Annotated in this window: 17 protein-coding genes; 10 read left to right on the forward strand and 7 right to left on the reverse strand. The window is 47.2% G+C overall.

Translation table 11 applies throughout. The features are described from left to right. Positions 1 to 4 precede the first annotated feature (4 nt). Genes xdhA through V1467_RS06455 form a run of 7 tightly spaced genes read left to right on the forward strand, consistent with a single transcriptional unit; the run spans position 5 to position 8,065 of the window. Positions 5 to 1,456: a xanthine dehydrogenase small subunit gene (xdhA, locus tag V1467_RS06425; RefSeq protein WP_416307972.1), complete on the forward strand. Its 1,452-nt coding sequence runs from the start codon at positions 5 to 7 to the stop codon at positions 1,454 to 1,456. Further along, positions 1,449 to 3,818: a xanthine dehydrogenase molybdopterin binding subunit gene (gene xdhB, locus V1467_RS06430; RefSeq protein ID WP_416307973.1), complete on the forward strand. Its 2,370-nt coding sequence runs from the start codon at positions 1,449 to 1,451 to the stop codon at positions 3,816 to 3,818. The genes xdhA and xdhB overlap by 8 nt, the downstream gene beginning before the upstream one ends. Further along, a complete protein-coding gene (xdhC, locus tag V1467_RS06435; protein ID WP_416307974.1) occupies positions 3,805 to 4,644 on the forward strand; it encodes a xanthine dehydrogenase accessory protein XdhC in 840 nt (279 codons plus the stop codon). The genes xdhB and xdhC overlap by 14 nt, the downstream gene beginning before the upstream one ends. Before the next feature lie 20 nt (positions 4,645 to 4,664). Further along, complete coding sequence (gene uraD, locus V1467_RS06440) at positions 4,665 to 5,186, forward strand: 2-oxo-4-hydroxy-4-carboxy-5-ureidoimidazoline decarboxylase (RefSeq protein ID WP_416307975.1); 522 nt, start codon at positions 4,665 to 4,667, stop codon at positions 5,184 to 5,186. Between the two features lie 17 nt (positions 5,187 to 5,203). Then, positions 5,204 to 5,527 (forward strand): hydroxyisourate hydrolase, encoded by a 324-nt coding sequence (gene uraH / locus V1467_RS06445; protein WP_416307976.1) that lies wholly within the window; start codon positions 5,204 to 5,206, stop codon positions 5,525 to 5,527. A gap of 23 nt (positions 5,528 to 5,550) precedes the next feature. Beyond that, a complete protein-coding gene (gene guaD, locus V1467_RS06450; protein WP_416307977.1) occupies positions 5,551 to 6,876 on the forward strand; it encodes a guanine deaminase in 1,326 nt (441 codons plus the stop codon). Beyond that, positions 6,863 to 8,065 carry a urate hydroxylase PuuD gene (locus V1467_RS06455; RefSeq protein ID WP_416307978.1) on the forward strand — a complete coding sequence of 401 codons (1,203 nt, stop codon included), beginning with the start codon at positions 6,863 to 6,865 and terminating at the stop codon, positions 8,063 to 8,065. The genes guaD and V1467_RS06455 overlap by 14 nt, the downstream gene beginning before the upstream one ends. A 711-nt stretch (positions 8,066 to 8,776) precedes the next feature. Here V1467_RS06455 and V1467_RS06460 read toward each other — a convergent pair. Then, entirely contained in the window at positions 8,777 to 11,161 is a 2,385-nt protein-coding gene (locus V1467_RS06460; protein ID WP_416307979.1) for a zinc-dependent metalloprotease, read from the reverse strand. Positions 11,162 to 11,450: 289 nt separating this feature from the next. Between V1467_RS06460 and V1467_RS06465 the strand changes: the two genes are divergently transcribed. Next, entirely contained in the window at positions 11,451 to 12,950 is a 1,500-nt protein-coding gene (locus V1467_RS06465) for an Hsp70 family protein (protein WP_416307980.1), read from the forward strand. A gap of 389 nt (positions 12,951 to 13,339) precedes the next feature. Here V1467_RS06465 and V1467_RS06470 read toward each other — a convergent pair whose 3' ends face one another. The 6 genes from V1467_RS06470 to V1467_RS06495 form a co-directional block, all read right to left on the reverse strand. Continuing rightward, positions 13,340 to 14,794: a catalase gene (locus V1467_RS06470; RefSeq protein ID WP_416307981.1), complete on the reverse strand. Its 1,455-nt coding sequence runs from the start codon at positions 14,792 to 14,794 to the stop codon at positions 13,340 to 13,342. Between the two features lie 327 nt (positions 14,795 to 15,121). After that, positions 15,122 to 15,337, reverse strand: coding sequence for an RNA-binding S4 domain-containing protein (locus V1467_RS06475; protein WP_416307982.1), 216 nt, complete (start codon positions 15,335 to 15,337; stop codon positions 15,122 to 15,124). 37 nt (positions 15,338 to 15,374) lie between these two features. Further along, entirely contained in the window at positions 15,375 to 15,755 is a 381-nt protein-coding gene (locus V1467_RS06480; RefSeq protein WP_416307983.1) for a VOC family protein, read from the reverse strand. Positions 15,756 to 15,828: 73 nt separating this feature from the next. After that, positions 15,829 to 16,512, reverse strand: coding sequence for a TetR/AcrR family transcriptional regulator (locus tag V1467_RS06485; protein ID WP_416307984.1), 684 nt, complete (start codon positions 16,510 to 16,512; stop codon positions 15,829 to 15,831). An 83-nt stretch (positions 16,513 to 16,595) separates the two neighbouring features. Next, the gene (gene cysG, locus V1467_RS06490; protein WP_416307985.1) at positions 16,596 to 17,972 is read right to left on the reverse strand and encodes a siroheme synthase CysG; all 1,377 of its coding nucleotides are present in this window, start codon (positions 17,970 to 17,972) and stop codon (positions 16,596 to 16,598) included. Between the two features lie 154 nt (positions 17,973 to 18,126). Continuing rightward, entirely contained in the window at positions 18,127 to 19,854 is a 1,728-nt protein-coding gene (locus V1467_RS06495) for a DEAD/DEAH box helicase (RefSeq protein WP_416307986.1), read from the reverse strand. A gap of 421 nt (positions 19,855 to 20,275) precedes the next feature. On the opposite strand from V1467_RS06495, the gene V1467_RS06500 reads away from it, so the two are divergent. Continuing rightward, a complete protein-coding gene (locus V1467_RS06500; RefSeq protein ID WP_416307987.1) occupies positions 20,276 to 20,896 on the forward strand; it encodes a MarC family protein in 621 nt (206 codons plus the stop codon). A 518-nt stretch (positions 20,897 to 21,414) separates the two neighbouring features. Next, a complete protein-coding gene (locus tag V1467_RS06505; RefSeq protein ID WP_416307988.1) occupies positions 21,415 to 24,201 on the forward strand; it encodes a TonB-dependent receptor in 2,787 nt (928 codons plus the stop codon). The last annotated feature ends 10 nt before the right edge of the window (positions 24,202 to 24,211 follow it).

A 24,211-nucleotide genomic window follows, 5' to 3' on the forward strand; every position in this document is an offset into this window, starting at 1 on the left:
AAACATGATCAGCTTTATGCTTAATGACAAAAGCATACAAATAGACGATGCCAGAGCCGATCTGACGGTGTTGAATTATTTGCGTGAACACTGCCGTTTTACTGGCAGCAAAGAAGGTTGTGCGTCCGGTGATTGCGGCGCCTGTACCGTGGTATTGGCTGAGCCGGATGCCAGCGGCAACAAACTCGCGTACCGGTCAATTAATAGTTGCGTAACCTTTTTATCTGCCTTGCAAGGCAAACAGTTATTAACTGTTGAACATTTGGCCGACGAGACCGGTTTGCACCCTGTGCAACAGGCGATGGTGGATCATCATGGTTCCCAATGCGGTTTTTGTACCCCCGGATTTGTGATGTCGATGTTTGCCCTCTATCACCAGCCACAGATACCTAATCGCGAGCAGGTTAATCAGGCGTTATCGGGTAATTTATGCCGATGTACCGGTTACCGGCCGATTATCGACGCCAGTTTAGCCAGTTGTCAGCATAGGACCACCGACAAGTTTGATTTGCAGCAGCAACAAACTCTCGCGCAATTAAAAACGTTAGCCGAGCAACACTCAGATCAAAAACTCGGATTGGAAGGATTACATATTCCGCTTGATCGCCAGCAATTAAAGGCGCTGCGTTTGCGCCATCCAACTGCTCGACTGGTGGCAGGTAGCACCGATCTGGCGTTAGAAGTCACCCAGCAACAACGGCCCATGCCGGAAATGATTTATCTGGGTAAAGTGGCGGAATTACTTGAGCTAAAAGCCGATCAAGATACGTTGAACATTGGTGCTGCAGTGCCTTTGCAGCAACTTCAGCCAGAATTGGTTCAACACTTTCCCGAGCTGGCAGAACTGATTGAACGCTTTGCCTCAACGCCTATTCGTCATCAGGCCACTTTGGGCGGTAATGTGGCCAATGCTTCGCCTATTGGTGATTTGCCACCGGTGCTATTGGCACTGGGTGCTGATATTGTGCTGGATAACGGCACTGAGCGTCGAACCGTTGCCGCCAAGCAGTTTTTTAGCGGTTATCGGCAAACCGTTATGCGGGCGGATGAATGGATTGAATCTATCCGTATTCCATTTAAAACTGAGCATAGCGTGTTGCGAGCCTATAAAGTGTCCAAACGTTACGAAGACGATATTTCTGCGGTCTGTGCGGTGTTTTATCTCACCTTGGATAATGACGTTATTCAGTCTGTTAGTACCGGGTTTGGTGGCGTGGCGGCCACACCGGTAAGTTGCAAAACACTGGCGGAAAAACTGCTGGACAAACGTTGGTCAGACAACCAATCGATGACGACCGGTAAACAGATCTTGGCCGAGGCGTTTCAACCCATTGATGATGTGCGCGCCAGTGCCGATTATCGCAATAAAGTGTTGGCTAATTTATGGCAGCGCTTTTGGCTGGAAACTAATCAACAAGATTTAACTATTCAGACTCGGGTGGTGAACCATGCGTAAACTCACCGCTGAACAATTCAACCAAGATACGGCTGTTATAAGCAGACAAAAATCGCTGAAAACCACCAAGGCACAACCCCATGAAAGCGCCATTCGGCAGGTGTCCGGTCAGGCTCGCTACGTGGATGATATGCCGGAACCGGCTAATCTATTACATGCTGCAGTGGGCGGTAGTAACGTCGCCAGCGGTAGGATAAAAAAGCTGGATTTACAGCAAGTCTGGCAAAGTCCCGGTGTGGTCGATGTGATCACCGTTGCTGATGTGCCGGGACATACCGACATTGCGCCGGTATTTGATGGTGATCCGGTGTTAGCCGATGCTCAGATATTGTTTTATGGTCAACCGATTTTTGCCGTGCTCGCCGATAGTACTGACAACGCTCGCCGCGCGGCTTTATTAGCCGAGATTGAATTCGAGCCGCAAACGGCCTGCTTAACGGTTGAGGAGGCTCATCAACAGCAAAATTTTGTCCGTCCTGCGCATTTTATGCAACAGGGGGATTTTGATTCAGCTTATGAAAAGGGCGCAATTCAACTGCAAGGCCAGCTAGATATCGGCGGGCAGGAGCATTTTTATCTGGAAGGACAGGTAGCGTTGGCCATTGCTGAAGAAGAAGATCGAATGTTGGTGTATTGCTCCAGTCAACATCCCAGTGAAGTACAAAAACTGGTGGCCGAAGTCCTGGGGATTAAATTACACAAAGTCATAGTGGATATGCGCCGCATGGGCGGTGGTTTTGGTGGTAAAGAAACACAGGCCGCACAGTGGGCTTGTCTGGCGGCTATCTTCGCCCATCGTAATCGCTGTGCGGTTAAACTCAGACTGCCGCGCCAGCATGATTTTATCACTACCGGTAAGCGTCACCCGTTTGAAAATAGCTACAAAGTCGCCACCGATAACAACGGTTTGATTGTCGCCAGTTCGCAGACGATTAACGGCAATTGCGGTTATTCGGCAGATTTGTCCGATGCCATTGTCGATCGTGCCATGTTTCATGCTGATAACGGCTATTTTATGGGCGAATCGAAAATTGCCGGTTATCGTTGTCGTACTAATACGGTGTCGCATACCGCTTTTCGTGGTTTCGGCGGCCCGCAAGGCATGATAATGGCCGAAGCGATGATGGATAATATCGCCCGTCATCTTGGGATCGATCCATTAACCATCCGTAAACGTAATTTGTATCAACAAGATCAACGTAATACCACGCCATACGGGATGTTGGTGGAGCATAATTTGTTGCCGGATATTATCGATAAACTGGAAGTGTCGGCCGATTACTGGCAGCGCCGTCAGCGGTTATCTGAATTTAATCAACGCAGTCCTATTATCAAAAAAGGATTGGCGCTAACCCCGGTTAAATTCGGTATTTCGTTTACTGCCAAGCATTTGAATCAGGCTGGTGCATTGGTGCATATTTACACCGATGGCAGTATTCAGGCTAATCATGGCGGCACTGAAATGGGGCAGGGGCTGCATACCAAAATTGGTCAAATCGTGGCGAATGAATTTGGCGTGCCATTAGATTATGTGGAAGTCACCTCTACCCGCACCGATAAGGTCCCTAATACTTCACCGACGGCAGCGTCGAGCGGCACCGATCTTAATGGAAAAGCGGTGCAAAATGCCTGCATCACCTTAAAACAGCGTTTGGCCGAGTTTTATGCGACACAGGTTGATGGCGATCCGCAGCAAGTGGTATTTGCCGACCAGCAGATCCGGCTAAACGGACACCAAATCGGTTTCGTTGAGTTAATCCAGCAGGCCTATATTGGTCGTATATCACTGTCGTCATCCGGTTACTACCGTACCCCGAAAATTCATTACGATCGCGCTAGCGGCAACGGACGACCGTTTTTCTATTTTGCCTATGGTGCGGCAGTTTCAGAGGTGAGTGTGGATACTTTAACCGGCGAATATAAAGTGGACCGGGTGGATATTCTGCACGATGTGGGTAATAGCATTAATCCGGCCATTGATATTGGTCAGATAGAGGGAGGCTTTATTCAGGGGATGGGTTGGCTGACCTGCGAGGAACTTAAATGGGATAGTCAAGGCCGGTTACTGAGTAATAATCCGGCCACTTATAAAATCCCGGCCATCGGTGATACGCCCGAGATTTTTAAGGTGGATTTATATCCCCGCGCCAATGATGAAGACAGTATTTATCATTCCAAAGCGGTGGGAGAGCCACCATTTATGTTGGCAATTTCGGTTTGGTGCGCCCTTAAAGACGCAATTGCCAGTATTAGCGATTATCGCTTTGATCCTCAGCTCGATCCCCCGGCCACACCGGAGAAGGTTTTACAGGCTATTGAACAGACCCAGGCAAGACAAGGAGAGCAGCATGCGACCGCATAACTGGTTTGATGCCTTGTACCAATGTCAGCAGCATGGGCAGGCTTATGTATTGGTGACGTTGCTGGCTAGTGCCGGATCTACGCCCAGAAATGCCGGTAGCAAAATGGTGGTCACTGCTGATAGCAGTTTCGATACCATTGGTGGCGGTCATCTTGAATATCAGGTAATTGCTCAGGCGCGCCAATGGTTGCTTACAGGAAAGGAACAACAACAGATTGAACATTATCCGTTATCCAGCAAACTCGGTCAGTGCTGCGGCGGTGCGATTAATGTGTTGTATGAAGTAAAAACACAACATGCACAACATCTGGCCGTGTTTGGTGCTGGCCACGTGGCAAAAGCTCTGATGCCGATACTGTCCCAGTTGCCATTGCAAATTAGCTGGGTGGATCAGCGACCAGAACTGTTTGCGGACAATCAAACCGCCAGCCATATTCAGATCAAACTAACCGATGAGCCGCTCGAAATTATCGAGCAATTACCCTCTAACAGTTGGGTATTGATTATGACTCACAACCATCAACTGGACTTTGAACTGGTCGACGCGGCACTAAAAAGATCGGATATCGGCTATTTGGGCATGATAGGTTCCGATACCAAAGCCCGCCGTTTTAAAACCCGTTTGGCTCATAAAGGTTTTAGTACCGAACAAATCGCTCGCTTAATTAGCCCGGTGGGGCTTACCGATATTGGTGGTAAAAAGCCAATTGAAGTAGCGGTTTCAATTGCTGCCCAACTTATTCAGCGACTGCAACCCGAGCCTGTTTCCCGCCAGCACCAGCAAAAAAGTTGGCAACAAAATCAGCAACTAAAAGCCTTGTTTTAATATAAAAGACAATCAAACAAATGACACTAGATACAATGACAATAGAACAACTCAACACCCTGCCTGGCAGTGACGCCACAGACTGGTTTATGCAAAGTTGTGCCGCGCAAAACTGGTGTGAACAAATGGTCAATGGCAGACCCTACGCGGATATCAGTCGTTTGATGGAACGTGCAGAACAATACTGGTTGAATGCGGCTAAGCAAGATTATCTTGAAGCCTTTTCTGCCCACCCGATGATTGGTGATCTATCCAGTTTGCAAGCCAAGTATACTAATACTCAGACTATGGCCGGTGCCGAGCAAAGCGGGACAGCCGGTGCCGACCCAAAGGTGTTAGCTGAACTGGCCGAGTTAAATCAGCGTTATTACCAGCAAAACGGCTTTATTTTTATTGTTTGTGCTACAGGATTGAGTGCAGAAGCGATGCTGGAAAAACTGCAACGGCGTATTCATAACAGTACTGAGACAGAAATGCGTATTGCTGCGGCTGAACAACTCAAAATAACCCAGTTACGGCTGGCCAAAAATCTGAGCAATTAAATATTGGGAGAACAGTGATGAATAGCTTATCGAGCCATGTGCTGGATACTGCGCTAGGTAAACCGGCAGCAGGAATGAAACTGCGTTTAACTACCTCTGAGGGGCAGGTGATTGAAGGAGTAACCGATAACGATGGCCGCTGTAATGTTTGGGCTGATGCGCACTTTTCTCCCGGCACCTATCATCTGCATTTTTCAACCGGGAAGTATTTAAAAACTAAACACGGCAAAGCGTTTTATCCTTATGTGGATATTACCTTTGAAATGGAATATGAAGGTGGCCATTATCATGTGCCTTTGTTGATTTCACCCTTTGGCTTTAGCAGTTATAGAGGTAGTTAAAACGTGGAAGTTAAAGGGCAACTATGACAATACAGATTATTCGTGCGGCGGTGCTTCATTTTCCACGACAGAGCCAGACTCCGGCAGCAGATATACAGTATTTCGCCGCAGGTGGGCTGGTCATAGATGACGGAAAAATTGTTGATTTGAATGATTATGGGCTGATGGTCGGACGCTATCCAGATGCTGACGTTGTGGATTATCGCGGCAAGTTGCTGATCCCGGGATTAATCGACAGCCATATTCATTTCCCGCAAACCGAAATGATTGCCAGCTATGGCGAGCAATTACTCGAATGGCTGGAAAATTACACCTTTCCGGTAGAACGCAAGTTTGCTGACCCGGTCTATGCACAGAAAATTGCCGATGTGTTTCTACAGCAATTGTTGCGCAATGGTACGACTACTGCGATGGTTTATTCCAGTGTGCATAAAGAAGCGACGGACGCCTTGTTTTCTGCCGCACAGCAACGACAGATGTTAATCATTGGCGGCAAAACCTGCATGGACAGGCATTGCCCCGAGTGGTTGCAGGATAGCGCCCAAACGGCACAACGCCAGAGTGCCGAATTAATTGAACAGTGGCATGGTAAGGATCGTTTGTATTATTGTCTGACACCGCGCTTTGCTCCCACTAGCTCACCGGCCCAACTGGAATGCTTGGGCGAACTTGCGCAGCAATATCCAGATGTATTTATCCAGACTCATTTATCCGAGAGCAGACAGGAAATCGAATGGGTTAAATCACTCTATCCTGATGCGGATAATTATCTGGACGTGTATGACCGGGCTGGCTTGGTGCGATCCCGCGCGGTGTTTGGTCATTGTATTCATCTGGTTGATGATGAATGGTCAAGGTTAAGTGAAAGTGGCGCGACTATCGCATTTTGCCCCAGTTCCAATCTGTTTCTGGGTAGCGGTTTATTTGCCTTGCATAAAGCTCGCGAGCATCAGGTGCATGTGACGTTGGGCACCGATGTCGGGGCGGGAACCAGTTTTAATCTGCTGCGCACCATGGGTGATGCGTATAAAGTCTGTCAACTTCAGGGAGATAAGCTGGACCCGTTAACCGGTTTATATATGCTGACCCAGGGCGCGGCGGTCGCACTGCAATTGGAAGATAAAATCGGTAATCTGAATATCGGTACCGATGCCGATTTTGTGTTGCTTGCTCCCGACTTTGATACATTATCTACCTTGCGTTTGCGCGATAGTTCTAAAACCGATAATCCGGCCGATATTATCTTTGCCCTCAGCATGTTAGGTGATGATCGCGCTATTGCCGCCACCTGGGTAAATGGATGCTTGGCGTACCAACAACAAGAGGAACAACTTTATGCAATGGACTGAATGGCTATCGCTTTTTATTCGCTGGTTTCATGTGATTGCCGGGGTGGCCTGGATTGGTGCCTCGTTCTATTTTGTGTGGTTGGACAATAATTTGCGCACACCACCGGACTGGAAAAAAGATAAAGGCATCAAAGGTGATTTATGGGCGGTGCATGGTGGCGGTTTTTATGAAATTGGTAAGTATCAATATGGCCCGGAGGTGATCCCGCCAACCTTACACTGGTTTAAATGGGAAGCCTATACCACTTGGTTAAGTGGTTTTGCCCTGCTTACCCTGATGTATTATTTTGGCGCGTCGGCCTATTTAATTGATCCCAACGTGATGCCGTTAGAGCCGGCAACCGCAGTCATAATGGGTCTAGGTTTTATCTTTGGCGGTCTGGCCTTGTATGAACTGGCCTGCCATAGTCCGTTGGCCAAATCACCCTGGTTGTTTGCATTGTTTTTTATGGCATTGCTGACATTGGGTTCGTGGTTGGCTACTAGCTGGTTTAGTGGCCGTGGCGCTTATATGCATATTGGTGCCTTAATTGGCACCATTATGGCCGGTAATGTGTTTTTTAATATCATTCCGTCGCAGAAAAAAATGGTCGCAGCGGTGGAAAACAAGCAGGATATCGATCCAGCCTGGGGGGCAGGTGCCAAGCTACGCTCGGTGCATAACAATTATCTGACCTTGCCCTTGTTGTTTATTATGATCAGTAACCATTACCCCATGACCTACCAGCATCCGCAAAATTGGCTGGTATTGATTTTGATCTCGGTGGTATCGGCCTGGATCCGGCACTTTTTCAACTTACGTCATCAGGGTATTTTCCGGCCATCGGTATTGGTGACCGGCATGTTAGGCATGCTGTTAATTGCCGGTTGGATATCCTGGCCTAAAAGCAAAGCATTGACTGACGTTACCAGAGTTGAGCAACCTGAAACCCCATTAAGCGAGTCACAAAAAGCGGTGCTTAATCTGGTTGAAACACACTGCACCCGTTGTCATTCTGCTACGCCGACCGATGACATTTTTGTCGTGGCACCGATGGGACTGCATCTGGATAAATGGGCGCAAATTGAACAATTTGCGCCGCGTATTTATGCCAGAACGGTACAAAGCAAAGATATGCCACTATTGAATAAAACCGGTATGACCGAGGAAGAACGACAAGTCATTGCTGACTGGTATCAAAGTCGTTGAGGAAAACCAATATTTGACCAAGTAAGATAATCGTCCCCCCGGTAGCCCTTCGACAGCTCATTCTTCGCGCTCAGGGTGAACGGGATAGACAGGTTTATTATTGACATAAAACATCGTCATCCCTGCATATTGTTAGCGGGGATCCAGAATTTAATTGGCTTCGACAACTGCCATCCATGGCTTTTTTCGCCCCGCATCCATGCGGGGCGAACCCCTTTCTTAAGGATAAGAAAGAGGCGAAAGAATCCTTTACTCCACTAACTTTCTAATCCAATTAAAATACTGGCTTAAATGCCGAAGCGGCCGGATGCAACTTTGCTTTTCTCGCATCCTGCTTCAAAGCAAAGGCCGCGAAAATCATCCTTGATTTCCGGCTCAATCTGCAAAGCGGTGCTTTGCTATTCCGATTTCGCCCATCTCAAAAGCCGGCCTTGCCCGAACGTCCATGTTCGGACATTCGACAAGCCCATATTTTACTCAGGAAAGTTAGAGTCGAAATGTAGGCCAATACTGTAAGTCTGTACGAAGTTAAAAGTCCGTCACCCCGGCTTTGATTTTGGCCGGGGTCCAGTAGCAGGTAGAGCAAAATATTAAATAATGGATCCCTGCTCAAAAGAATGCAGGGATGACAGGATTGAAACAACAGTGATGTCGAGGATTCGGGTTTTGCTTTTAGCTCGTCGCTCGAAGCTCGCCACTTGTTGCTTAAATCTATATGGGTGATCCCGGTGGTAGGGGCAAAATGCTGAAGTTGGATTTCCAGTCACCCGTTCGGAAAAACTGCTCCAGCTGTCTGGCCATCATTTGGGCCTGCGGATCTTTGGATTGGCGTTCCAGCCATAATTGCAATTGGCTAAGCTGGTATTCCAGTTCGGCTCTGACTTCCGGAACCAGATTGGAGTCCAGCGTCGCTGTTACTAATGCCTCCAGTGAGACAGCATTAATACGCTGTTGTAATTGCCGATAATCCTTGTTGTCAGGGGCCTTCAGGGTTTTAGCCACTATCTGTTCGACAAGTTTGCTTACTGTCAGGGGATTATTATATTGCGCGGCCAGATTGTTTAGCCGGCCAGACTGTAATAGTTGCGACAAGGTATAACCGCAAGCCGATTCTGCCGCCCCAATGGCATCAAAGGCCAGTCCCGTTCGCCCTTTAAAACTCTCGCGGTTACGACTTTCTCCATAGGCTTTGGGTGGGATCAGTCTTGTCAAAGACTCAGGAATGGCCAGAAAGGCCGGTGACAGGGTGTTCAGCATCGCATCTACAGCCTGTTGTTGTATTTCAGAATTGACCGCTGTTTGCCCTCTGGCTGAAGGGTAGTCGCCTTTGACTTCATATTGATAGCGGATGCCACCGACCAGCTTGGCCGCTGCTTGCAACTGATAGCGGTGCAACAAATAAATCGGTACCAGCGATTCTTCTAGCGATGACAAAGACGTTCCCTTGCTGATGCTGTTAAGTCCAAAATGGCTTAATGCCACCTGACGTACATCAATAATACGTTTTAGCTCATCAACTGGGTTGGTGCCGTTGTCCCATAAATTGCCCTGTGCGCTGGGCGTATCGCCGGGACGGGCATCGGGATCAGAAATATAGTTCAAACCACTGCTTCTGGCACCCTGAACCAGTTTGGCCAGTTGTCGGGACTCATCCTGATTTGGATCAAAGCTTTTGTAACCGTAGGCAATAGTATATTTGTCCCAAAGTCCTACACCGACGCTGTAGGCTTTATCGATTTTGACTTGATTATCATCCACATAAACGTAAGGGTGGGGATAATCCATCACCGATGCATTGCCGTTTTCACTGCCAGCAAAATTGTGTGCCAAGCCCAGAGTGTGTCCTACTTCATGGGCGGCCAACTGGCGAATTCGCGCCAGCGCCATGGCTTGTTGTGCGCTAGTGTCGGCATTATCCTGGCTAAAGGGGCTGGTCAGTCCCAGCGCAATCAGATAATCCTGACGAACCCTTAACGAACCCAATGTGACATGTCCTTTGAGAATTTCGCCACTGCGCGGATCTATCACCGATGAACCATAGGACCAGCCACGGGTGGCACGGTGTACCCACTGGATCACGTTGTAACGCACATCCATAGGATCGGCGTCGGCCGGCAGGTCCTTAACCTGAAATGCATCTTTGTAGCCTAATGCCGAAAAAGCTTCGTTCCACCACATGGCACCGTCTTTCAAAGCGCTACGCACCGGTTCCGGTGTACCCGGATCGAGGTAATAAATAATAGGTTCAACGGCTTCACTTACCGCTGCTGCCGGGTTTTTCTTTTCCAGTCGATGGCGGGGAATAAAACGTTTGACCATCGATTGATCGATAGGGGCCGCATAATCCTCATATTCAATAGACCAGTATCCGGAAAAAGGTAGGAAGGCTCTGGGATGATAATTGTCATCCGGCAATTCAATCAGAGAATGGTGCAGATGAACCGAGATACTGTCGGGATCCGGGGTGACCTGACGCACATATTCACCGGGTTTGGATCCAGCATAAGTCACCAGCGCTTCCAGTTCGGTATTTTTCGGAAAGGCTTTCAGGCGGGCAGGATAAACACCGCTGCGTTTAGGATCTGGCTTGTAACTGCCTTGCTGAGTTTGTTGCAGCCGCTGGGAAACCTGATGAATGTCCGATAGCAGGAAATCAGTGTAATCGATCAATACGGCATTATTGTCACTGGCTACAATGGGTAAACCGGCGATAACCGAATCAGCAAAGGCCTCATCAATGCTGGCTTTTTCGGCCGGATTGTCACTTTCGGCACGATAGTAGGTATTCAGCTGGCGCAGTAACACTTTGTCGCCAAAACGCTCAAACTGGACAATCCGGGTATCACCCAACTGACCGCGATCCAGACCAATATCATTGGATCCCATGCCCTGGGGCAAGCTACTCTGGAACAAAAATGGCTGGCCAAAACGCTTGACCAGTACGTAGACTTTGCCGCTGTCCGGCTGGTAATAGAGATCGAAATAACCGGATTGATATTCAAAGTTTTCGGTAAAGCTCTTTACGCTCGGCGGTTTGGCGATAGCGGCATTCCCAACCATCAGCGCACAAACAATGAATATAATACGCAATATCATTTTATCAATTTCCCAAAACAAGTAAGAGGCTATACCTTACCCATTCATTTACCGAAAAACTATCCTGTTTATTTTGCTGTTTGCAACCACAGGTGATCTCATTCAAAAATTTTCTGATATGAGACAGGGCAGTGTGGCAATAAGATATAAAAGTCATCATTGTAACTAAGCTGATTTTCGACCAATAACAGCAGCGACACGCCCTTGATAAATCCGCACAAGAATCTTTTGATTTGGCGGCTATTTGCTTTAAGATCCGCGTTCAATTTTCGACAGGGTAACGCACGTTTTGACCGCAATTGGTATTGATTATGGCACCTCCAATTCGGAGGTGGTGTATTTTGACGGACAGCAACATCAACTGATTAAACTGGATCCGTTGTCGGCTACACCATATAAAATTCGCTCCTCAGTATTTGTCTATTACCCGGATGAATTACCCTTGCCGCCAGCGGAACGGGTTGAAGCCAAAGTCGATCAGTTGCAGCGGGCGATTGGAGTAAAAATCGATAAAGCCAAAGAAGGTTATTATCAGGCCAAAGAGCCCCGTGAACAGCAACTATACAGTGACAGAATTGACAGTTTACGCGGCGATTTTCATAACAAGCCCAAGCTTCAGCAACAAGCTATCCATATCCTGATGGAAGATATGACGGTGCAGGATTTGTCGCTGAGCAAGCTGGTTGAAACCGGCGAGTTCTTATTTGGCGAGGCCGGATTCAAGCGTTATCTGAAAATGCCGGATAAAGGCCGTTTGATCTATTCGCCCAAGAATTTTTTGGGGGCCAGTTTACTGGGAGGCCAGCATCAGGCCTTTGTCGGTCTGATTGCCAAACAATTGGCGTATTTTCGTCAATGTGCCGAACAACAATTGGGCAAAACGGTCAGTAAAGCGGTTATAGGGCGTCCGGTACGTTTTCATGGGACGCGCGGTGAAGCGGGTAATAGCCAGGCTCTGGATATTATGCGTGCCGCCGCACAGCAGGCCGGTTTTGAGACGGTGGAATTTTTGCAGGAACCGATTGCCGCTGCCTATAATATCGAGCGTCAGCTGCCCGAGGCCAAAAACGTATTGGTGGTGGATATTGGTGGTGGTACGACCGATATCTGTTGTATTCAATTATCACCGGAACGCTTACTGCAACTGGATAGACAGCAAGACGTGCTGGCGGTGACCGGTACTCGTATCGGTGGTATGGAATGCGACAAGAATCTGATCACCAAAACCATTGCCCCGACTATGGGAATGGGCACGACCTTTGGTAATAATTTACCGATCCCGCCAACCTATTTCTCGGATATGTGTGCGGTGGACAATATTCCCCGTTTGAACAACTTTTTCTCGGACGAATACGGGCTGGAAATAGCTCAAACCAGGTCGGTGTCCAGTCATCCTGAATTACTGCAACGATTGTTGATTGTACAAACCGAAAAACTGTCGGCACGGTTGGTTAACTCTTCGCGTATGGCCAAGGAAATGTTGTCCGACAAGCCGCAAATCACCTTGCCATTGCATTATATCCAGAGCGATTATCAGGTGGATATCAGTCAGGATGATTTGCACCGTTCGATGCAAAGCTGGCTGCAACGGGTGAAAAAGTTGATTAATGAATGCCTGGACGCCAGCGGTCAGCCACCGGAAATGCTGTTTATCACCGGCGGGATGAGCTTGTCGCCGATAGTGCGTCAGGAAGTCATCGACATGCTTCCTGATTTACCTTTAATGGAAGGGGATGCATTTAACTCTGTTTGTCAGGGGCTGAGTATTCAAGCGGCAAAGCTGGGCTAGCTTCGGTTTTTATTGGCTTTGCCACATTATATTTTTCATCCTTCGACTGTTCGTCCCTCACGCTCAGGATGAACGGTGTCTAAAGGAGCCGAAGGGTGACTGCATTCTTTCTGCTGGTTTCGTCAACAGTGTCAGTCGCGTCATTCCGGCGGATTTTAGGCCGGAATCCAGATTATCTATTCGTTACCCCCAATGTTGTCCATGACTTTCTTCAAGCCCGTCCCGGCTCTTGAATCTATTTGGAAGGACCCAAATAGGAGAAATGTCCCCTCAACTTGTCTGGTCTTTTGATTGCTCCAAATCCCGTTCATCCTTAGCGTGAGGGACGGGGATAAACAAGCATTAGGGGAACATTGGCTCTCTTGCGAGAGCCAAATGGTGAGTCAGTGTTAACTACCTTTTACCCCTTTTTCTATACGATCTCCGATGTCTTTATCGATATTGCGCCAGTATTCAAAGGCGCGCGCTAATACGGATTGGGATACACCAGCTTTTAGGTGGCCGACAACATTGGATACCAGCCTGTCGCGTGCCGCATCGTCCATCACTTCCCGCACTAGTGTACCGGGTTGGCCAAAGTCATCATCGTCTTTGCGCAGGGTATAGGCTTCGCGAACAAATTCACCGTCTGCCGACCAAACGGCGGTTTCCGGATAACGCTCAGGATCCGCTTGCGGGCCGCCCTTGGAATTTGGTGCATAAACCGGGTCGGAGACGTTTTGCACCCGCATGGCACCGTCTTTGCTGTAACTGTTTACCGGTGACTTGGGTCTGTTTACCGGGATTTGTTTATAGTTTACTCCCATACGCGCGCGGTGGGCGTCGGCATAGGCAAACATGCGACCGAGCAGCATTTTGTCCGGGCTAATCCCGATACCGGGTACCAGATTGTTGGGTTCGAAGGCGGCTTGCTCAATTTCGGTGTGATAATCGGTGGGGTTGCGATTAAGGGTTAACCGGCCCACCTCCTGCAGCGGATAGTCGCTATGTGGCCAAACCTTGGTTAAATCAAAGGGATTAAAGCGATAGGTTTTGGCTTCGTCAAACGGCATAATCTGTACTTTGAGCGTCCAACTGGGGTGTTCCCCCCGCTTAATTGAATCAAACAAATCACGACGGTGGTAATCGCCGTCGGTACCGGCCAGTCTGTCCGCTTCGTCTTGCGGCAGAAAATCAATGCCCTGATCGGTTTTAAAATGGTATTTGACCCAAAAACGCTCGCCTTTGGCATTGACCCACATATAGGTGTGGCTGGAATAGCCGTTCATATGCCGCCAGTCTTTGGGAATGCCTCGATCCCCCATTAACCAGGTGACCTGGTGGGCTGATTCGGGCGATAGGGTCCAGAAATCCCATTGCATATCGTGGTCACGCAGGCCATTGTCAGCCCGTCGTTTTTGCGAGCGAATAAAATGCTGGAATTTCAGCGGATCACGCAGAAAAAATACCGGGGTATTGTTGCCTACCATATCGTAGTTGCCTTCGCTGGTATAAAACTTTAACGCAAAACCACGCGGATCACGCCAAGTATCGGGGCTACCACGTTCACCGGCAACGGTAGAAAAACGTAGTAAAGTGTCGGTTTTGGTGCCGGGCTGGAATACTGCTGCTTTGGTATAGGCACTGATGTCCTTGCTGACCTCGAAATGCCCAAAAGCACCAAAACCTTTGGCATGGGGTTGTCGTTCCGGGATGCGTTCACGGTTAAAGTTGGCCATCTGCTCAATCAGATAATGATCATGCAACAGGATAGGGCCATCGCGGCCTACGGTGAGGGAGTGTTCGTCGCTGGAAACCGGAATACCTGCATCAGTTGTGGTTGGCTTATGGTCATCATTACTCATATTGCTTGCTCCTTTCATTTCTGCTTTGGCTCATCCACCCAAATTTATGCGTAATTATCGGCCACTCATTGCTTAATCGAGTAAATATTATGCGGCCGATTGTCTTGATATGGCGCTATATGCCAAGGGTCGTGGGTGAGAATTTTTTGTTACCAACAAAGAATAGATGAAGAAAAGCCATTACGATAAGTCAGAAGCAAAAACAACGCGGCAGTGAACTTGGATAAAGTGTCTGGGCTGGTCAGAGACATGGAGCAGGAATTCGCTTACGGCGCGTCGCAATGGGGGCTGTCAGTGATATTTGCAACGCGAATATAGCGATTGGCGTTAGGACCTTAATACGACTTTAAATTTTTGATCCATAAAATCGATGATATCACCGGCGATGATTTTCTTACGACGTCGGATTTCGACTTCGTTGTTGACCATCACTTGTCCGTCATCGATTACCATCTTGGCTTCGCCGCCACTGGCAACTAAACTCTCGAACTTTAAAATTTTATAGAGCTCGGTGGGTTCTTCCAGGATCTGGATATTTTTCATCTTTAATCTACCTTGTTGCCGGTGTTAAACAACGGCTTTATTTGAGGGAATGCAGGCCAAACATATTACCTTCTGAATCCAGTGCCAGTGAGATAAATCCATACTCGCCAATTGACATTTTTGATCGATGTACGCGACCTCCAGCCTTTTCGACCCGGGACTCTTCGATCGCGCAATCATCACAGGAAAAATACACCAACGTGCTATTACCACCGGCAGGCAAATCATTCATTTTGGTTAGCGCACCGCTAGCCCCATATTTTTCCATATCGGATGGAAATGCCAGCATCTGAAGAGTGCTATCGCTGGGATCGCCAAGCTCCTGTAAACTAATAGCCAGCACATTTTGATAAAATTGCTGCGCTCTATCCAAGTCATCAACATAAATTTCGAACCAGCCTACCGGATTATTAGCCATGATTTTTGCTCAATTTTGGGGATGTTGATTTGAGGTTAATCCAAATTTGTCACATAGCAAGTAATGTTCAACGCTAAATAGCGAGTTCACCTTTATGGATAAACATCGTTTCATCCAGCAGAGTATCGATGGCATGTTTGGCCTTAGCCAGCGTCATGCCGGAGTGTTGGCTCATTAATAGCTGATATTCCAGTTGCAGCAGTGTACCCATCATAATATTAGCTTTGGCACTGGCATGCTTTTCATTGTGATTAAAGGCGATAAAAAACTGTTCCAATGCTGTAAGCATCATTTTCTGTGGGGTATATAAGGCTGCAGCCAGTTTGTCGTCGCGCAAGGCTTGTTGACGAAACGACCATTCAATTACGCGGGCGTCGTGGTTATCGGTTTGCGCTTTTACATGGGTGAGCAATAGTTTTTTTAAGTTGCTTTTAAGTTCTTCACTATTCTGGTTACGCTGAAAATGTTCGAGCGCGTTTAAAGCATGTTGTTCGAGCGTGTCGATTTCATGAATGCTTTGCTGCACAAAAAACAGATAGGCATCGTGTACCAGGGATTCGATATCATCAAAGTAATAAGTGGTCGCGGACAAGGATACTTTGGCTTCTTTGGCAACGGAGCGATGACGTACATCACGTATACCGTCGCGAACGATGATTCGCAGCGCCGCATTGAGAATGGCATCCCGCTTTTTCTGGCTGTCCTTACGTTTGGCGACTCGGCCTTTAAATTTAAGATTGAGGTGATCGGGTTGCATAGCGTCCGTTACTAACCAAATTAGCGGCTCATCATACCCCAAGCAGACTTGTGGTGACCAGATGTATCAGTGTGGATTGGGCGCTACTCACCGAGCAGCTTGTTACGTAAATTAACCACAGTTCCAACAATAATCAGTGCCGGTGGCTGGATATTAGCTCGTATGACTTTTTGTTCGATATCGCTCAGTGTCCCGACAACAACTTGCTGTTTCTCGGTGGTAGCAGATTGGACCACGGCTACCGGCATATCGGCGGACACGCCATGTTGAATCAACTGTTCACTGATCACATTTAGTCCGGTCAGCCCCATATAAAACACCATGGTCTGGCGTTGCCGGGCCAGCGCGGGCCAGTCCAGATCAATACTGCCATCTTTTAGATGTCCGGTAGAAAACACCACTGATTGGGCATGATCACGATGAGTCAGGGGGATACCGGCATAAGTACTGGCACCTGTGGCGGCGGTAATACCGGGAACTACCTGAAAATTAATGCCCTGTTCGACCAAGGTTTCGGCTTCTTCTCCACCACGGCCAAAAATATAAGGATCACCACCTTTTAGTCTGACCACCCGTTTACCTTGCTTGGCGGCGTCAACCAGCAACTGGTTGATTTCATCTTGTGGTACTGAATGTAAGCTGGCTTTTTTACCCACGTAAATTTTTTCAGCATCGCGGCGTACTAATTCTAAAATCTGTTTGGAGACTAGACGGTCATACACCACCAAGTCGGCTTTTTGCATCAGGCGTAGCGCCTTGAAGGTGAGTAGATCCGGATCCCCGGGTCCAGCGCCGACCAGATAAACGCAACCAGTATCAATATCATCATCACTTTGGGCCAATTTCTGTAGCAACAGTTTTTCGGCTTGGGCGTTATTACCTCCCAATACCGTTTCCGCAATCGGGCCTTCAATCACCTCTTCCCAGAAGTTGCGCCGTTGATTGACACTGCTGAATTGTTGTTTGACTTTATTGCGGAATTTATCCGAGAACTTGGCCAAATCGCTCAGGCGGGCAGGTAAAATTGATTCCAGTTTTTGACGCAAGTAACGTAGCAATACCGGCGCTGTGCCGCTACTGCTTAATGCCACTAGCAGCGGATCGCGATCGACAATAGACGGTGTAATAAAACTGCATAACTCGGTGTTATCTACCACATTGACCGGAATATTGGCGGCCTTGGCCAGTGTCGAAATGTCGCAATTAAGCTGGTGGTCATCAGTGGCAACAAAAATGAGTTGTTGGCCCTGAATATCACCAGGATCAAATTCCCGTTCTATCCATTCAAGCTGTTGTTGTGATGCCATAGATTGGATGGTTTGACAGGCCTGAGGGGCAACAACCCGAATATGGGCAGGGGTTTTAGCCAGCAACTCGGCTTTACGCGCAGCCACTTCTCCGGCACCAACGACCAGACAGTTGATATGCTTTGCATTCAGAAAAACCGGAAAATAATCCATAACCACTCAGTATTTAATTTATTGCGATATTTTGCCTGTTTTATATATAACAGATAAATACCAAATCTATCGAAAATATTCCATAAAGAAATATAAAGGATATAAAAAAAGGATCCGAAGATCCTTTTATCAGTCTGAAAGTGTCGTTGTGCGGTTAGCTACGACGTTTACCTTTTCCACCTTTAGGCGGTTCATCTGACCATTCACGCAAACCTAAGGCCTGGCCTGCGACCCGAGTTTTCTGCAATGTCTGACGGGCCTCTGCTGGCATACCTTCCGGCAAGTCGACGGTGCTATAAGTATCGAAGATCTCGATGGCACCAATGTTTTTACTGCTGATATTCGCTTCATTAGCGATAGCGCCAACGATATTGCCCGGTTTGGCACCGTGGCTGTGGCCTACTGCAATGCGATAACGCTGCATTCCGGCTTCAGGTTTACCGGAGGAACGTCTGCGTGGCTTACGTTCGCCATCACGGCCGCCGCGCTCAAAACTTCGTCCGCTGTCGCGTTCCCGGCGATCATCACGTTGTGGTCTGGCGTCCAGATTAGGGCGGTCAGACTCTTTGAGGATAAGCGGTTCATCGCCTTGAGCCATTTTGGCCAACGCGGCCAGCAATACTTCTGGTGCAGCTTCGGTTTCTTGCTGGATGGCTTCGATAACCGGCATCATAGCCTCGATTGACTTGTCGTTCATCGCTTCAATGACGTTTTGTTTAAAACGATTCAGACGCGTTTCATTCAATTCGTTAATGGATGGAATAGGCATTAACTCAATCGATTGCTTGGTGGCTTTCTCAATCGAAAACAGCATGCGTTTTTCACGGTGGGAAATAAACAGAATCGCATCGCCCTGACGCCCGGCACGGCCAGTACGGCCAATACGGTGCACGTAAGATTCAGTATCGTAAGGGATATCATAATTTATAACATGGCTGACACGCTCAACGTCCAGACCACGAGCAACTACATCGGTGGCAATAAGAATGTCGATATCGCCTTTTTTCAGGCGGTCTACAGTGCGCTCACGGGCGTTCTGCGGGATGTCTCCGTTTAGCGGTTCCACATCATAGCCGCGGGCTGACAATTTTTCGGCCAGTTCCAGCGTTGCTGTTTTGGTACGGACAAATACGATGACACCATCAGACTCTTCCACTTCAAGGATACGGGTCAGGGCTTCCATTTTATGATGGCCTGCAACCTGACAATAACGCTGGCGAATAGTGCTGGCGGTACTGACCTTGGACGCGATCTTGACGGTTTTCGGATCGTTCAGATACTTCTTGGTGATAGTACGGATACGATCCGGCATGGTGGCCGAGAATAACGCCGTCTGGCGTTCTGCTGGCGCGTGGCTCAATATCCACTCTACGTCATCGATAAAGCCCATACGCAACATTTCGTCGGCTTCATCCAGAACCAGATATTTCAGTTCATGTAATTTCAGCGTGCCTTTATTAATATGGTCAATAACACGACCCGGTGTGCCTACCACAACCTGTACACCGCGTTTTAGCTGACGGATTTGGTTGTCGTAAGATTGCCCACCGTAAATAGGCAAGACTTTGATGGCTTTATTAAAGCTGGCATAAGTATGAAAGGCTTCTGCAACCTGAATAGCTAATTCACGCGTGGGAGCCAATACCAGCAATTGTGGTAATTTGGCCGTGTCATCAAGACGGGCCAGCATAGGTAAGGCAAAGGCGGCGGTTTTACCGGTACCGGTTTGTGCCTGACCTAATAAATCATGGCCTTGCATGATTAACGGGATACTTTCGGCCTGAATAGGCGAGGGTTTTTCGTAACCTACTTTTTCCAATGCTTTCATCAAGCTTTCGGGTAGATTAAAGTCTTTAAATGTAATTTCTGTGCTGGTTGTCATCAAGGATACCTGGTGGCGAGCAGGCGATAAACTTGTCGGCTCGCTTGCCCGGATACGATCATAAAGAAGCAATTATATTAGAAATCGGCTCTTTACACCATTTTCCGCTGAAATTTGTCTAAATTACAGGTGTTTACATAAAACTAACATTTTCTGACAGCTAACCGGATGTTTTGTCGAGGTAAAATGGGAACTAAGCAAATAGTTGTCAGCAGGCTAAAAGTTGACCTGTAAATGATTAAAATAGAGGTTAAGTGAATAATTTGTAAAAATACTCATTAAATTGCCTTGATAAGTTTACGATAAAGGCTTTTTATTAATATTTTAAATGTAACAAGCTTGGGGTAAAAAGCTATAAAATATAATGGATTGAAAGACTAATCTTATTTTTATCTATATTACGAGGTTTTTTGTGGAACAAATGCTATTTATATTCACTTCACTTTTTACCATGATTAATCCGTTGGCGGCGGTTCCCCTGTATATAAGCCTTACCCAAAATTTCAGCCATAAAACCCGCCGCAAGGTCATTCTTACCTCATGCAGTACCGCATTTATTGCTATGGTGTTGTTTGCCCTGGCGGGCGAAGCCTTGTTCAGTTTTTTCGGGATTAATGTTAACGCCCTGCGAGTTGTTGGTGGTGTGCTGTTTTTTATTATGGGTTTTGAAATGCTGCGTGGTCGCACCGTACCCAAGAAGCTGGATGATGAAAGTGATGACGCCTATGGCAAGGATATCGCCATAACACCGCTGGGGATCCCGATGATTTGTGGCCCCGGTGCGATTACCATGGTGATCCTGTTTATGCAGGAAGCAAAATCGACCGAGCATACTTTTGCGGTGGTAGGAGCTATTTTTCTGGTATGTCTGTCTGCTGCGATTATCTTTGCTATAGGTGAAGGACTGCTGAAGCTGATGGGAAAAATTGGCGCCAGTGTGATGATGCGTTTAATGGGCCTGATTATGATGCTGATTGCGGTCGAATTCTTCTTTGCCGGGATTAGTTACTATGTGCAAATGGTGCTGGATAAGGTTGCATAAAGAAGGGTTAACACGGCAGCAACCAGTTTATTCGCCAAACAGTTGGGTTATGCATACGTATTCAGTCATTTTAGTCAGTCATTTGCCGCTCACCTTGACTGGAATACCTAGGTAGTATTTCTACCTGTCATTTTACAAAACAATAAAATTCTTAATAATCAATAATATAAGTTATTTTTGAGCAGCCTTTTATAGGCATGCTTACATCAGTAAATATTGCTTCTCGCTACCGATATCCGGTCTCCACGTCGTTGCGCCTGCGTGTTTTATTCATCCTCGCATTACTTATGCAAGCTACTGTTTATAAGGCATTTTAACGAGATTGGTATAGTATTTTCTTGTGTAATTTAAATGTTAAGACTTTGTGACTGCATAGTATTGAATACGTATGCATTTTGTTGATGAGTTTTTAATGGCAGCGGTACTATCCATCAGCACCTAGGACAGCACAATAAGCACGTGAAGCTGCACTCAACAGTTTACATGGCATTTATAATTACCTTAAACGGGACACAACGATGGCAAAATTTAAACCTAATCTTATTACGGCTGCGATCCTGACCAGTGGTTTGGCATTTGGTATTCACCATGCCGCGGCTCAGGAAGCAGAATCAAATGATCAACAGGCTGATGAAAATCTAGAGGTTATTCAAGTTTCCGGCTTCCGCCGCAGTGTGGTGGAATCAATGAATACTAAACGCTTTTCCTCCAATGTAGTTGAAGCCATTTCAGCCGAAGATATTGGTAAATTGCCTGACTCTTCTATTGCGGAATCTATCGCCCGTTTACCGGGATTAACTGCCCAACGGCTGGATGGTCGTGCTAGTCGCGTTAGTATCCGTGGTTTTGGCGAAAACGAGAGTGCGACTACTTTTAATGGCCGTGAGCAGGTATCTATCGGTGATAACCGCGGCGTTGAATTCGATTTGTATCCTTCCGAAATAATGAGCGGTGTCACAGTTTATAAAACACCGGATGCCAGCCTCGATGCTGAAGGTATTGCCGGTATTATTGATATGCAAACCGTTAAGCCTTTAAGCAAAGGTGAGCGTATTTTGCAGGTTAACGGTCAAATGGAGAAAACCAGTTTCGACAAGTTGAACCCGGACGGTGATGATCAGGGTTTCCGAGGTACCTTTTCTTATATTGATCAGTTCGCCGACGACACCTTAGGTGTTGCTTTTGCTTATACCACCATGAGTTCCCCCAATCAGGAAAAACGCTGGAATTCGTGGGGATATCCCGAATTTAGTGTGGATGGACAAAACTACTCTATCTTGGGTGGCGCCAAGCCGTTTGTTCGTTCTTCTACTCTGAAGCGCGACTCAGCCATGTTAGTGGTTGAAGCGGCCCCCAACGACGCATTGCGAATGACTTTTGACGCATTGTACGTGGATTTTTCTGACGAGAAGATTTTACGCGGTATTGAAATTCCTTTTGCTTGGGGACAGGGAATCCTTTCGGCAGATGATAGTGATGTCGATCCTTCTACAGGCTTTATCACTTCAGCGATGACAGAAGGCCAGCGTGTAGTGGTCCGCAATGATTTGGAAAATCGTGATGCAGAGCTAAGTCAGGCCGGATTTAACGCCGAATATCTGGTAAATGACAGTCTGACGCTGGAGTTTGATGCCAGCTATTCGAAAGTGAAACGTAAAATATGGAGTTTCGAGAGTTACGCGGGGACCGGTCGCGGTGATAATCAGGGCGCTGCTGATAATTTGGGTTACACCTTAAATGCGGGTAATTCTGGCGCGTTGTTTACTCATGAACTTGATTACGGTGATTTCAATCTTATTCAATTAGGTGGCCCGCTAAGTTGGGGGGCCAGTGCGGCACTGAATGATAAATATAATCTGGGTGGCACTGCGATGGAAAATACCGCCCAGGATGGATTTATCAATGCACCGGATATTGATGACGAGCTGACCTCGTTGAAAGTGGCTGCCGAGCAAAGCATCGAATCCGAGTTTGTAAGCAAGGTTAGCTACGGTGTTTCCTATCGTGATCGCGAAAAAACCAAGGCTTCAAATGGTTACTATATGACCTTAAACGCTTTTCCAGGCATGTTAATGGTGCCTGAAGATTATCGTTTGGGTACGGTGTCACTGGACTTTATCGGCATGGGCAACATGATTGCCTACGATTCCGGAGCTTTGCTGGATGACGGTTATTATGATTTGCTGAGCGAAAATCTGACCGGTATTCAACATATAACCAAATCCTGGTCGGTAAATGAAAAAGTGACTGCTGCTTTTGTTAAAGCCGACTTTGAATCAGAGCTGGGATCAATGCCATTGACCGGTAATTTCGGTGTCCGCTATGTCCACACAAAACAGTCTTCACAAGGTAATGCGGCTCAGGTGATTGACGGTTTGGTCGTGGCCGAGCCGACAAATATCGATCATTCTTACAGCCATGTATTGCCTAGTTTGAATATGTCACTCGCCATTGATGATAGTCAGACATTACGTCTGGGGATTGCCAAAACATTATCCAGGGCAAGACTGGATGAAATGAATGCGTCAGTTGAGTCGAGTTATGCACCGAACCCTGATGATAACGGTAACAACTGGACGATCAAAGGCGGTAATCCGGCATTAGAACCCAAAGAAGCTACGGGAGTAGATTTGTCCTATGAAAACTACTTTGCGCCTGAAGGCTATTTTGCCGTAGCGTTGTTTTGGAAAGATCTGAGCCAATGGATTTTCGACGGTAATTACGAAGTAGATTTCAGCGGTGTAGCGGATCCTGCAACTGGCGAGATCCCAAGCAATCCTACAGCAACCGGATCAGGTAAAGTGAATGGCGGTGGTGGTACCATGCACGGCTACGAATTATCGATGGCCTTACCCTTCAATATTTTTGATGAGTCTCTGGATGGCTTTGGTTTAATCGCTAGTTATACCGGGGTGGAATCGGATATTGACGATCAAAACGGTAACCCTTATGAATTACCGGGCCTGTCGGATACGATCCAGACCTTTACTGCTTATTACGATAAATCCGGCTTCCAGGCGCGGGTAAGTATGCGTAAACGTAGTGATTTTAAAGGTGATGTTTACGGAATCGGTTTTGACACTGTGCAGGTTGATGTATTGGGTGAAACAATTTGGGATGCCCAAATTGGCTATGATTTTGGTGAAGCGGGTATCGAATCACTAAAAGGATTGTCTGTTTATTTACAAGGACAGAACCTGTCGAACGAACCTTTTGTCTCCCTAAGTGGCGACAATGCCTTGCAAGTTAGAGACTATCAGGATTATGGTAAAACTTATCTGTTAGGTTTCGCTTATAAGTTCTAAGTGCCTTAAA

Source organism: Neptunicella plasticusilytica (assembly GCF_047922965.1).
GTDB classification, from domain to species: Bacteria; Pseudomonadota; Gammaproteobacteria; order Enterobacterales; family Alteromonadaceae; genus Neptunicella; species Neptunicella plasticusilytica.

Coding starts and splice junctions, on each gene's coding strand:
- xdhA (WP_416307972.1), top strand. CDS start 5: ATGATCAGCTTTATGCTTAATGACAAAAGCATACAAATAGACGATGCC.
- xdhB (WP_416307973.1), top strand. CDS start 1,449: ATGCGTAAACTCACCGCTGAACAATTCAACCAAGATACGGCTGTTATA.
- xdhC (WP_416307974.1), top strand. CDS start 3,805: ATGCGACCGCATAACTGGTTTGATGCCTTGTACCAATGTCAGCAGCAT.
- uraD (WP_416307975.1), top strand. CDS start 4,665: ATGACACTAGATACAATGACAATAGAACAACTCAACACCCTGCCTGGC.
- uraH (WP_416307976.1), top strand. CDS start 5,204: ATGAATAGCTTATCGAGCCATGTGCTGGATACTGCGCTAGGTAAACCG.
- guaD (WP_416307977.1), top strand. CDS start 5,551: ATGACAATACAGATTATTCGTGCGGCGGTGCTTCATTTTCCACGACAG.
- V1467_RS06455 (WP_416307978.1), top strand. CDS start 6,863: ATGCAATGGACTGAATGGCTATCGCTTTTTATTCGCTGGTTTCATGTG.
- V1467_RS06460 (WP_416307979.1), bottom strand. CDS start 11,161: ATGATATTGCGTATTATATTCATTGTTTGTGCGCTGATGGTTGGGAAT.
- V1467_RS06470 (WP_416307981.1), bottom strand. CDS start 14,794: ATGAGTAATGATGACCATAAGCCAACCACAACTGATGCAGGTATTCCG.
- V1467_RS06475 (WP_416307982.1), bottom strand. CDS start 15,337: ATGAAAAATATCCAGATCCTGGAAGAACCCACCGAGCTCTATAAAATT.
- V1467_RS06480 (WP_416307983.1), bottom strand. CDS start 15,755: ATGGCTAATAATCCGGTAGGCTGGTTCGAAATTTATGTTGATGACTTG.
- V1467_RS06485 (WP_416307984.1), bottom strand. CDS start 16,512: ATGCAACCCGATCACCTCAATCTTAAATTTAAAGGCCGAGTCGCCAAA.
- cysG (WP_416307985.1), bottom strand. CDS start 17,972: ATGGATTATTTTCCGGTTTTTCTGAATGCAAAGCATATCAACTGTCTG.
- V1467_RS06495 (WP_416307986.1), bottom strand. CDS start 19,854: ATGACAACCAGCACAGAAATTACATTTAAAGACTTTAATCTACCCGAA.
- V1467_RS06500 (WP_416307987.1), top strand. CDS start 20,276: ATGCTATTTATATTCACTTCACTTTTTACCATGATTAATCCGTTGGCG.
- V1467_RS06505 (WP_416307988.1), top strand. CDS start 21,415: ATGGCAAAATTTAAACCTAATCTTATTACGGCTGCGATCCTGACCAGT.